Annotated in this window: 11 protein-coding genes; 6 read left to right on the top strand and 5 right to left on the bottom strand. The window is 71.8% G+C overall.

The window, feature by feature from the left end:
- The 3 genes from ESO86_RS05065 to ESO86_RS05055 form a co-directional block, all read left to right on the top strand.
- Positions 1–324, top strand: a 324-nt coding sequence (locus ESO86_RS05065; RefSeq protein ID WP_422836476.1) for an arsenate-mycothiol transferase ArsC, incomplete at its 5' end; no start/stop codon positions are given.
- Between the two features lie 66 nt (positions 325–390).
- The gene (locus ESO86_RS05060) at positions 391–807 is read left to right on the top strand and encodes an arsenate reductase ArsC (protein WP_129233787.1); all 417 of its coding nucleotides are present in this window, start codon (positions 391–393) and stop codon (positions 805–807) included.
- Entirely contained in the window at positions 804–1463 is a 660-nt protein-coding gene (locus ESO86_RS05055) for an arsenate reductase ArsC (protein WP_129233786.1), read from the top strand. Before ESO86_RS05060 ends, ESO86_RS05055 begins: the two co-directional genes overlap by 4 nt.
- A 3-nt stretch (positions 1464–1466) precedes the next feature.
- Here the strand turns inward: ESO86_RS05055 and ESO86_RS05050 are convergent, their stop codons facing one another.
- The 5 genes from ESO86_RS05050 to dnaK all read right to left on the bottom strand — a co-directional run bounded on the left by ESO86_RS05050 (position 1467) and on the right by dnaK (position 6963).
- Positions 1467–2792 carry an ion channel protein gene (locus tag ESO86_RS05050; RefSeq protein ID WP_129233785.1) on the bottom strand — a complete coding sequence of 442 codons (1326 nt, stop codon included), beginning with the start codon at positions 2790–2792 and terminating at the stop codon, positions 1467–1469.
- A gap of 111 nt (positions 2793–2903) precedes the next feature.
- Complete coding sequence (locus ESO86_RS05045; protein ID WP_129233784.1) at positions 2904–3326, bottom strand: heat shock protein transcriptional repressor HspR; 423 nt, start codon at positions 3324–3326, stop codon at positions 2904–2906.
- Complete coding sequence (locus ESO86_RS05040; protein ID WP_129233783.1) at positions 3326–4327, bottom strand: DnaJ C-terminal domain-containing protein; 1002 nt, start codon at positions 4325–4327, stop codon at positions 3326–3328. Before ESO86_RS05040 ends, ESO86_RS05045 begins: the two co-directional genes overlap by 1 nt.
- 96 nt (positions 4328–4423) lie before the next feature.
- Complete coding sequence (locus tag ESO86_RS05035; RefSeq protein ID WP_129233782.1) at positions 4424–5077, bottom strand: nucleotide exchange factor GrpE; 654 nt, start codon at positions 5075–5077, stop codon at positions 4424–4426.
- Between the two features lie 2 nt (positions 5078–5079).
- Positions 5080–6963, bottom strand: a complete 1884-nt coding sequence (gene dnaK, locus ESO86_RS05030) for a molecular chaperone DnaK (RefSeq protein ID WP_129233781.1) — start codon at positions 6961–6963, stop codon at positions 5080–5082.
- 460 nt (positions 6964–7423) lie between these two features.
- Here dnaK and ESO86_RS05025 point away from each other — a divergent pair, with 460 nt between their 5' ends.
- The 3 genes from ESO86_RS05025 (at position 7424) to rlmN (ending at position 11391) form a co-directional block, all read left to right on the top strand.
- Entirely contained in the window at positions 7424–8326 is a 903-nt protein-coding gene (locus ESO86_RS05025; RefSeq protein WP_129233780.1) for a hypothetical protein, read from the top strand.
- A gap of 154 nt (positions 8327–8480) precedes the next feature.
- On the top strand, positions 8481–10007 hold the full coding sequence (locus ESO86_RS05020) for a M1 family metallopeptidase (RefSeq protein ID WP_129233779.1): 1527 nt from the start codon (positions 8481–8483) through the stop codon (positions 10005–10007).
- A 109-nt stretch (positions 10008–10116) separates the two neighbouring features.
- A complete protein-coding gene (gene rlmN / locus ESO86_RS05015; protein ID WP_422836475.1) occupies positions 10117–11391 on the top strand; it encodes a dual-specificity RNA methyltransferase RlmN in 1275 nt (424 codons plus the stop codon).
- The last annotated feature ends 68 nt before the right edge of the window (positions 11392–11459 follow it).

Raw genomic sequence — 11459 nt, 5'->3', positions numbered from 1 at the left:
CGGCACCTCGCGGGCGACCGGGTGCACGTGCGCACGGCCGGGTCGGAGCCCGCCGACGCCGTGTCGGCCGCCGTCGTCGGCGTGCTCGACGAGATCGGCGTGCCCGTCGGCGGCGCCTACCCGAAGCCGCTCACCGACGAGGTCGTCCGCGCGGCCGACGTCGTGATCACCATGGGGTGCGGCGACGCGTGCCCCGTCTACCCGGGCAAGCGCTACGAGGACTGGGAGCTCGACGACCCGGTCGGCCGGCCGCTCGGCGACGTCCGCGGCATCCGCGACGACATCGATCGGCGGGTGCGCGAGCTCATCGCGAGCCTGGCCTGAGTGCGCGCTCGACAATGCATAGATCTCCATCTATGCTTTAGGGAGTTCGAGCGAAGCGAGGTCCCGATGTCCGACAAGCCCACCGTCCTGTTCGTCTGCGTGCACAACGCCGGACGGTCCCAGATGGCCGCAGGCTACCTGCGGGAGCTCGGCGGCGACCGCGTCGAGGTGCTCTCGGCCGGCTCGGCGCCGAAGGACCGCATCAACCCGGTCGCCGTCCAGGCGATGGCCGAAGAGGGCATCGACATCGCCGGCAACACGCCGAAGGTGCTCACCACCGAGGCCGTGCGCGAATCCGACGTCGTGATCACCATGGGCTGCGGCGATGCATGCCCGATCTTCCCCGGCAAGCGCTACGAGGACTGGGAGCTCGACGACCCGGCCGGCCAGGGCATCGACGCCGTCCGCCCCATCCGCGACGAGATCCGCCGCCGCATCGAGGAACTGCTCGGCGAGATCCTCCCCGAAGCCGCACGCGCATGAGCACGCGCGGGGGTCAACTCGCCCTCGACGACCCGCAGTCGGTCCTGCACCGCAGCGCCGAGCGGCTCGCCTCCCACTACGACGGCATCGTGAACGCCGAGACCGTGGAGCGGACCGTGTTCGAGTCCTACACCGCGCTCGCGCGCACCGCGAAGGTCTCGGTGCACCTGCCGAGCCTCGCCACCCGGTTCGCGAACGAACGCCTCACCGCGCTCGCGCAGGCGAAGGGCGCCATCCCCAAGCCCGTGCCCGAGGTGCTCTACGTGTGCGTGCAGAACTCCGGCCGCTCCCAGATGGCGGCCGCGCTCACGCGCGAGCTCGGCGCGGGCCGCGTGCACGTCCGCTCGGCCGGGTCGGAGCCGGGCGCCGGCATCCTCCCGTCCGTCGTCGCGGTCATGGCCGAGCAGGGCATCGACCTCGGCGAGGAGTTCCCGAAGCCGCTCACCGACGACGTCGTGCGCGCGGCCGACGCCGTCATCACGATGGGGTGCGGCGACGCCTGCCCCGTCTACCCCGGCAAGCGATACCTCGACTGGCGCCTCGACGACCCCGCGGAACTCGACCTCGACGGCGTCCGACGCGTGCGCGACGAGATCCGCGCACGCGTCGAACGGCTGCTCGGCGAGATCGCGCCGGTGCCGGCCGCTCGCGACTGATCGTCAGGCCGTCGGCGGCCGCTCGGAGGACCCGGACTCCGTCGCCGTCGCAGCGTCCGCACTCGGCGACGCCGGCTTCGGCACGATCCGGAACTCGGGCGCCCTCGACACGAGCAGCCACGCGGGCAGGATGACCACGCAGAGCCACGGCAGGAGCGCCAGGTCGCCCGCGACGGCGGCGGCGACGAAGAGCGCGAGCCATCCGTCCCTGGCGACCACCAGCAGGATGCCGATCAGCGCGCTCGCCACGCACAACGCGATCGGCAGGGACGGGACCAGGGTGTGCGCGAGGATGCCGAGCGCGGCGCCGATGAAGGCCGCCGGGAACACCCGGCCGCCGCGGAACGCGGCGCTCGCCGCCACGACGAGGGCGACCAGCTTCACCAGGACGATCACGACGAGCTGGCCGGCGTCGTAGGCATCGGGATCCTCGAACAGCTCGGCCATCTGGTCGAGGCCCTTGAACAGGGTGATCGGCCCGCCGATGAGCCCGAGCAGCCCGAGGACGAGGCCGCCGGCGGTCGCGATGAGCAGCGGCTGCCGGAGCGAGTGGAAGAGCCGGTGCACGACCGGGAAGGCGTACGCGCCCACGAGGCCCAGCACGACCGCGACGCACGCGATGACGATCCCTGCGAGGAGGAACATCGGCGTCGTGGGCGCCGTCGGCAGCGTGAACTGGAGCGGCGGTGCCCCCAGGAGGTGCATCGTTCCCGCGGCGGCGGCCGCGGCCGCGAGCGGCAGGAAGAGCTTGTCCCACAGGGCGCCGCCGCCGCGCACCGCGGCGAGCGTACCCGTGAAGAGCAGCGCCGCGGCGACCGGCGAGCCGAACAGCGCGCCGATCGTGCCGGCCGCGGCCATCAGCATCCCGAGCCGGGCGCCGACGCGCGGCATCATCCGTCCGAGCAGCGCGACGGTCAGGGCCACGTTGATGGCGATGATCGGGTTCTCGGGACCGAGGCTCACCCCGCCCGCGAGCGCGAGCGCGGTGACGATGACGAGCCCGGGCAACGTGCGGAGCTTCAGCGGCTCAGAGACGAGTTCGGTCGTGGCGGAGTCCGGTCCGCCGTGGCCCGGCAGGAACTGGAGCCCGAGGCCCACCGCGAACCCGGTCGCGGTGAGCACCACGACGATCCACCAGCCGTCGGGATCGACGCCCAGCGCGTCGGGCACGGTCGTCCAGAGCACGCCCTGCAGCGCGCCGGCCGCGACCTCGAGCGCACGCAGCACCAGCGCGCAGAGCGCGCCGATGACGATCGCCGGGATGAGGAGCAGCAGGAGCTGTCGCGGCGTGGGCGGTGGGAGCGGCGCCACGTCCGAGTCATCCGTCATCGTCGCCTCCCCCGAAACGCACGCGCGCCCGTGCCGCCCGAGCGCTAGGCACAGCCTCGCACAGGCGCCCGCTCGGTGGCGAGCATCAGCCGGGGGGAGGGAGCCGGGAGCTCAGTCGCGCTCGAGGGGGCGCCAGACGACGACGGCGTTCTCGCGGCGCACGCGCGTGCCCGAGCGCAGCGTGACGACCTCTCCCTCGGAGCCCGCCGCGAACACGCGGCGCCCCGGACGGTTCAGCATCTCGTCGGCGAGCGCCCGCTCGAGCTCGCGCACTCGCTGGCGCAGCTCGTTCACCTCGTTCTCGAGCCCGAGCACCCGGCGGATGCCCTCGAGGCTCACGCCCTCGCTCGAGAGCTGCTGGATCTCGCGCAACTGCGCGACGTCGCGCATCGAGTAGCGGCGGGACTTGCCCGCGGTGCGCTTGGGCGAGACCAGCCCCATGCGGTCGTACTGGCGGAGCGTCTGCGGGTGCATGCCCGCCAGCTCGGCCGCGACCGAGATGACGAACAGCGGGCTCTCGCCGTCGACCTGCATCAGGCGCTCCGGGCCTTCGCGAGCAGGTCGTCGCGGGGGTTCTCGTCGGGGAGCTGCGCCGCGAACTCGCGCAGCTTCTCCTCGGCGTCCTTCGACAGGTGCGCCGGCACCGCGACCTGCACGATCGCGAGCAGGTCTCCGGTGCCCTTCTTCGTCTCGACCCCGCGGCCCTTCACGCGCAGCACGCGCCCGCTGGGCGTGCCGGGAGCGACGCGCAGCTTGACCGGTTCGCCGCCGAGGGTCGGAACCTGGATGGTCGCGCCCAGCGCGGCCTCGGCGTACGTCACCGGCACCGTGACGCGCAGGTTCAGGCCGTCGCGCTCGAACACCGGGTGCTTGCGCACCTTCACGGTGAGCACGATGTCACCGGCCTCGCCGCCGTCGGGCGACGGATGGCCCTTGCCGCGAAGCCGGATCTTCTGTCCGTCGGCGACGCCGGCGGGCACGTTGACGCTGATCTCCCGCCCCTCGGCGGTCTGCAGCGTGATCCGATCGCCCTTGGTCGCCGTGACGAAGTCGAGCGTGGTCGACGCGGCCACGTCGCGACCCTTGGTCGGGCCGCCGTAGCCCCGGTAGCCGCCGGTGGGCTGGCCGAACCGCCCACCGCCGAACAGTCCGCCGAGCAGGTCGTCGTAGTCGCCGCCTCCGCCGCCCTGGCGGAAGGTGTAGCGCGTCCCTCCGGCCCCCTGCTGGCCGAACATGCCGCCGAAGACGTCCTCGAAGCCTCCTGCACCGGCCCCGCCCGGCGCGGTGAAGCGCGCGCCGCCGCCCATCGCACGGACCGCGTCGTACTCCTTGCGCTCCTCGGGGTCGGAGAGCACGGAGTTCGCCTCGCTGATCTCCTTGAACTTCGCCTCGGCCGCGGCATCCCCCGGGTTCTGGTCGGGGTGGTACTTGCGCGCGAGCTTGCGGTACGCCTTCTTGATGTCGGCGTCGCTCGCGTCCTTCGAGACGCCGAGCGTGGCGTAGAAGTCCTTGTCGAACCAATCCTGGCTGGCCATCGGCGCCTCCTTCCTGCTGAATCTACTGGGAACCGTGGAGGGCCGGCCCGCGGCATCCTCTGGTGAACACGGATGCCGCGAACCGGCCCGGGCGGGTCACGCGGGGGTCTTGACGACGACCTTCGCGGCGCGCAGCAGCGTGCCGCCGAGCAGGTACCCGGTCTCGACGACGTCGGCGACCGTGTCGACCTCGACCTCCTCGGAGTGCTGCTGGAAGATCGCCTCGTGACGCTGCGGGTCGAACGGCTCGCCGACCTCGCCGAACTTCGCGAGGCCCAGCTTCTCGACCGACGCGCGCAGCTTCGCCGCGATCGTCACGAACGGGGTGTCGCCCTCGAGGTCGCCGTGCTTCTCGGCCCGGTCCAGGTCGTCGAGGACCGGCAGGAGGACCGCGACCGTCGCGCCGATCGCGCGCTCGCGCTCGACCTCGCGGTTCGCCTCGGTGCGCTTGCGGTAGTTCGCGTACTCGGCGGTGACCCGCTTGAGGTCGGCGAGGTGCTCCGCCGACGGGTCCTCGACCTCGGCCTGCGCCGCGTTGAGGATGTCGTCGACCGTCAGCTCCTCGTCGCCCTCGGCGACCGTGTCGGCGTCGGCGGCCTCGGCGGCCTCCGCGTCGGGGGCCTCCGGGGAGGCGGATGCCGCGGCATCCGCCCCCTCGGCCTGCGGCTGGCGAACCTCACCCGTCTCGGGGTCGATCCGTCGCTTGTCGCGGATGATCGGCTCGTCGTGGTTCTGGTTCTCGTCCGTCATGGCTACTTCTTCTCGTCCTCGTCATCGATGACCTCGGCGTCGACGACGTCCTCGTCGGAGGACTCGGCGCCCTGCTCACCCGAGGCGTTGGCGTCCTCGCCGGGGTTCGCGCCGGCGGCGGAGGCATCCGCCTGCTGGCCCTGCGCGTAGATCGCCTCGCCGAGCTTGCCCTGCGACTGCGAGAGCTTCTCGAACGCCGACTTCACCGCGTCGTCGTCGTCGCCCGCGAGGGCCGACTTCAGCGCGTCGACGTCGCCCTGCACCTCGGACTTCACGTCGGCGGGCAGCTTGTCGTCGTTCTCCTTGATCAGCTTCTCGACCGAGTAGGCGAGCTGCTCGGCCTGGTTGCGCGTCTCGGCGGACTCGCGGCGCTTCTTGTCCTCGGCCGCGTGCTCCTCGGCGTCGCGGACCATGCGCTCGACGTCCTCCTTGGGGAGGGCCGAGCCGCCCGAGATCGTCATCGACTGCTCCTTGCCGGTGCCCTTGTCCTTGGCGGACACGTGCACGATGCCGTTCGCGTCGATGTCGAAGGTGACCTCGATCTGCGGGATGCCGCGGGGCGCCGGGGCGATGCCCGTCAGCTCGAACGTGCCGAGCGGCTTGTTGTCGCGCGTGAACTCGCGCTCGCCCTGGAAGACCTGGATCGCGACCGACGGCTGGTTGTCGTCGGCGGTCGTGAAGGTCTCGCTGCGCTTGGTCGGGATGGCCGTGTTGCGCTCGATGAGCTTGGTCATGATGCCGCCCTTGGTCTCGATGCCGAGGCTCAGGGGGGTGACGTCGATGAGCAGCACGTCCTTGCGCTCGCCCTTGAGGACGCCCGCCTGCAGGGCGGCGCCCACGGCGACGACCTCGTCGGGGTTCACGCCCTTGTTGGGCTCCTTGCCGGTCTCCTTCTTGACGAGCTCGGAGACCGCGGGCATGCGGGTCGAACCGCCGACGAGCACGACGTGCGCGATGTCGGACAGCTTGATGCCGGCCTCGCGGATGACGTCCTCGAACGGCTTCTTGGTGCGGTCGAGCAGGTCGGAGGTCATGTTCTCGAACTGCGCGCGCGTGAGCGTCTCGTCGAGGTTGGCCGGACCCGACTCGGTGAGCGAGAGGTAGGGCAGCTGGAGGCTGGTGCTCATCGAGGAGCTGAGCTCCTTCTTGGCCTGCTCCGCGGCCTCCTTGAGGCGCTGCAGGGCGATCTTGTCCTTCGAGACGTCGACGCCCGTGGTGTCCTTGAAGCGCTTGATCAGGTGCTCGACGATGCGCTGGTCCCAGTCGTCGCCGCCGAGGCGGTTGTCGCCGGCGGTCGCGCGGACCTGGATGGTCGAGAAGTCGTCGTCCTTGCCCACCTCGAGCAGCGAGACGTCGAACGTGCCGCCACCGAGGTCGAAGACGAGGATGAGCTCGTCCTCCTTGCCCTTGTCGAGGCCGTAGGCGAGCGCCGCGGCGGTGGGCTCGTTGATGATGCGCAGGACGTTGAGGCCCGCGATCTCGCCGGCCTCCTTCGTGGCCTGGCGCTCGGCGTCGTTGAAGTACGCCGGGACGGTGATGACCGCGTCGGTGACGGTGTCGCCGAGGTACTGCTCGGCGTCGCGCTTGAGCTTCTGGAGGATGCGCGCCGAGATCTCCTGCGGCGTGTACTCCTTGCCGTCGATCGCGGACGACTTCCAGTCGGTGCCCATGTGGCGCTTGACCGACGAGATGGTGCGGTCGACGTTGGTCACGGCCTGGCGCTTGGCGGTCTCGCCGACGAGCACCTCGCCGTCCTTGGTGAATGCGACCACCGAGGGGGTGGTGCGGAAGCCCTCGGCGTTCGCGATGACGACGGGCTCGCCGCCCTCCAGGACGCTGACGACCGAGTTGGTGGTGCCGAGGTCGATTCCGACTGCACGTGACATGTGTGTATCTCCTTCTGCCGCGGGGCTCGCGGAAGTGGCCCCCGGCGATCGGCCCGGCGTTCCCCGCCCGCGGCCGAAGTCAGTGATCGGCGAGACTTGAGCCTCGCCGACTCAAGTGTCGAACCCGCCCGAATCGATGTCAAGTCGAGCCCGCTGAACTTGAGCGTACTTGACTCAACTCTCGGCGCTCTCCCAGTATTCCTGCCGCCGGTGCCCACCTCCCCTTCCTCCCACCTCCCCCTCCGCCGCCCAGCCCCGCGCTTCTCCCCCTGCGCTTCTCCCCCCGCGCGGATTGCCGATTCCGCCGGGAACGGGGCGGGAGTTCCCGGCGGAAGTGGCACCGCGCGTCGGCCGCGGCGGCAGGGCGAGTGCTCCTCCACACCCGGGTCCGTGAGCTCGAGATTCACCGGGGCGGGCGGATGTCGCGCACGACGCGTCCACGTGGGCTGGCGTGACGGGCATGAGACCAGCCGCTCCGCTCCCGCGCGAGCTCCGGTCGCGGCCGTTCCACGTGCGGCGCGCCGCAGAACTCGGCGTCACCCGCGGCCGCCTCGGGGCTCGCGACCTGTCCGCCCCGTTCCGCGGGGTTCGTGTCGCCGCTCGGCCGGTCGGCCTGCTCGACCTCTGTCGCGCGTACGCCGAGCGGATGCCGGAGCGCCATGTCTTCAGCCACGAGACGGCAGCAGGGCTCTGGGGCCTGCCGATGCCGAGCCTGGGCGCGCTGCCGCTCCACGTGTCCGCGCCGGCGCCGCTCCGCCAGCCCCGCGTCGCGGGGGTCGTCGGCCATCGGCTCGGCAGCGGCATCCGCACGACCCACCTCGCCGGACTCCCGCTCGTCGCCCCTGGCGACGCATGGTGCCAGCTCGCCGCGAGCCTCGGCCACGACGACCTCGTGTCGGCCGGCGACCGGCTCGTGGGATGGCGTTCCCCGCTCGTCACGCTCGACGAGATCGACGCTGCGATCGAGCGGTTCGGGCCCCGTCACGGGGCGAAGCGTCTGCGCGCGGCGCGCGGCGACATCCGCCCCGGATCGGCGTCGCGACGGGAGACGCGCCTGCGGCTGCGGGTCGTCCGCGCGGGGTTCCCCGAGCCCGAGCTGAATACGCCGATCCGGCTCGGCGCGGGGTGGACCGCGTACGGCGACCTCGTGTTCGGGCAGTTCGGGGTGCTGCTCGAGTACGACGGGGAGCAGCACCGGGCGGATGAGGTCCAGTTCCACCGCGACGTCGAGCGGCTCAACGACCTGGCCGCGGACGGATGGATCGTGATCCGCGTCGGTCGCCGGCTGCCGCCGGCACGGGCGCTCGACCAGCTCGAGCGCGCCCTGCGAGCCCGCGGATGGCACGGCATACGCGTGCGGTGACCGCCGCGTTGCCACTTCCGCCGGGAATCTTCGCGGGGCACCCGGCGGAAACGGCAAGCCGACGCCCGACCCCGGGCGGCCGGGGGCGACGACGAGGGGTATCGGAGCGACGGGCCGCCCCCTAGAGTTCGATCACGAGTGCGAAGGGGACGCGATGAGCGGGTACACTAGGAAGTGGGTGGGCGGCGTCGCCGTCGCGACATTGGCACTGGGTGCGCTGGGGGCAGCAGGAGCCTCCGCAGCACCCGGCAAGCCGGGCGAATCGCGGTACACCGCGGGCGCATCGGGCGTCGGCGACGAGTACTTCCCGTACGCGGGCAACGGCGGGTACGACGTCGAGCACTACGACCTCGACATCACCTACACGCCCCCTGCCCCCTCACCCGCCCCGGTCGAGGGCGAGTTCGAGGGCGTCGCCACGATCGACCTCGTCGCGACGCAGGACCTCGACCGGTTCAACCTCGACCTGCGGGGGATGGACGTGGAGGCGCTGAGCGTGGACGGCAGGCCGGCGGCATCCGTCGCCCCGCCCGTCGCGGGGGCCGAGGTCGACGGCCAGGCGTTCTGGCACGTGCAGGACGACGCGGCGCGCGTCTGGGAGCTCACCGTGCAGCCGCGGCCGAAGCTCAAGGCCGGTCAGCACGTACAGGTCGTCGTCGAGTACGGCGGCACGACGACTCGCCCCCTCGACGTCGAGGGCGCGCTCTACGGCTGGGTGACCCAGCGCGACGGTGCGATGGTCGTCAGCGAACCCGAGGGTTCGATGACGTGGTACCCGGTCAGCGACCACCAGACCGACAAGGCGACGTACTCGTTCGAGATCACGGTGCCCGAGGGCAAGGTCGCGGTCGCGAACGGCATCCAGCCGAGGCCCGAGGAGACCGCCGACGGCTGGACCACCTGGTACTGGGACGCCCCGGACCAGCAGGCCAGCTACCTGACCACGGCCTCGGTCGGCGACTTCGACCTCCGCGACGCCTACACCTCGGCCAGCGGCGTGCCGATCATCGACGCGGTCGACACCAAGCTCAGCCCGACGCGCCTCGCGACGACGAACGCGAGCCTCGGACGGCAGGCGGACATGATCGACTTCTTCGAGTCGAAGTTCGGCCCCTACCCGTTCGTGGCCTACGGCTCGATCGTCGACAACGACTCGGTCGGCTACGCGCTCGAGACGCAGACCCGACCGGTCTACTCGTCGCAGGCGAGCGAGGGGACGGTCGCGCACGAGGCGGCGCACCAGTGGTTCGGCAACGCGGTGAGCCCCGAGCGCTGGCAGGACATCTGGCTCAACGAGGGCTGGGCGACGTACGCGACCTGGATGTGGAACGAGGAGCGCGGCATCCGGACGGCGCAGCAGTCGTACGACAACTGGTATGCGCCGGCGCGCAACCAGGCGTACTGGGACTTCCAGATCGGCGACCCCGGGCCCCTCGGGCTCTTCGCCGGCCAGGTCTACAACCGGGGCGCCGCGACGCTGCACGCCCTGCGCGTCGAGATCGGCGACGAGGCGTTCTTCGAGGCGGCCCGACTCTGGGTCGAGCGCTTCGACGACTCGTCGGGCACCGCCGACGACTTCCAGGCGATCTACGAGGAGGTCTCGGGGCAGGATCTCGAGGCGTTCTTCCAGACCTGGCTGTACGACCAGCAGAAGCCGCCGGCCACCTGGACCACGCCGTAGACGACGGGTCCCGGGCGGGTCGCTGCGCAGTCTCGTCGAGGCCGCCACGCTGACCCGCCCGCGCCCGGCGTCCAGCCGATGCCCGGACGTCGACGCGTACCCTTGGACCATGCCGACCGACGCGCCCGAGAGCACCATGCCCGCCGATGGGGGCCGGTCGACCCCTCCGCGCTCCACCGGGATCCGACAGGTCCGCCCGAAGACCGAGGGCTGGAAGCAGGCCAAGGACGCCGACGGCCGCCCGCTGCTGCAGTTCGCGTCGCCCAAGCGCGGCAAGCCGCCCGCCCACCTCGCCGACCTCGCTCCCGAGGAATGGAAGGCGAAGGCCGACGAGCTCGGCGTCCCGGCGTTCCGGCTGAAGCAGGTCGCGCGACACTGGTTCACGCGCTGGACGAGCGACCCCGCCGACATGACCGACCTCCCGGCCGAGGGTCGCGAGGAACTCGTCGCCGGCCTCCTGCCCCCGCTCCTCACCGAGGTGAAGCGACTCGAGACCGACCGCGGCGACACGATCAAGTTCCTCTGGAAGCTGCACGACGGCGCCCTCGTCGAGTCTGTGCTCATGCGCTATCCGGGCCGCATCACGCTGTGCGTCTCGAGCCAGGCCGGCTGCGGCATGAACTGCCCGTTCTGCGCGACCGGCCAGGCCGGGCTCACGCGCAACATGTCGGCGGCCGAGATCCTCGCCCAGGTCGTCGAGGCGAACCGCGTGATCGCCTCCGGCGCCCTGCACGGCAAGCGCGCCGACGACGGCACGCCCGAGCGCGTCTCGAACATCGTCTTCATGGGCATGGGCGAGCCGCTGGCGAACTACGCCCGGCTCATGCGCGCCGTCCGCACGATGGCGGCGCCCGCGCCGAACGGCCTCGGCATGTCGGCCCGCAACATCACCGTCTCGACGGTCGGGCTCGTCCCCGCCATCCGCAAGCTCGCCGACGAGCACGTGCCCGTCACCTTCGCGCTCAGCCTCCACGCTCCTGACGACGGCCTGCGCGACGAGCTCATCCCCGTGAACTCGAGGTGGAAGGTCGACGAGGCGCTCGACGCCGCGCGCGAGTACTTCGAGAAGACCGGCCGACGCGTGTCGATCGAGTACGCGCTCATCAAGGACATGAACGACCACGGATGGCGGGCCGACCTGCTCGCCGAGAAGCTCAACGAGCGCGGGCGCGGCTGGGTGCACGTCAACCCGATCCCGCTGAACCCGACCCCCGGCTCCATCTGGACGGCCTCGGAGGTCGACGTGCAGCACGAGTTCGTGCGCCGCCTCTCCGACGCGGGCATCCCGACCACCATCCGCGACACCCGCGGCAAGGAGATCGACGGCGCCTGCGGGCAGCTCGTCGCGACCGAAGACGACGAGGCCGCCGCCGCGCGAGCCTGAGCCGCAGCGCGGCCTGAGCCGCCGCTCCGGCCGCGACCCCTCCCGACCCCCGACCCCCGACCCCGACC

Source organism: Agromyces binzhouensis, assembly GCF_004135055.1.
GTDB classification, from domain to species: Bacteria; Actinomycetota; Actinomycetes; order Actinomycetales; family Microbacteriaceae; genus Agromyces; species Agromyces binzhouensis.
The sequence above is the reverse complement of the archived record's forward strand: the minus strand, read 5'-3'. Positions and strand labels throughout refer to the sequence as shown.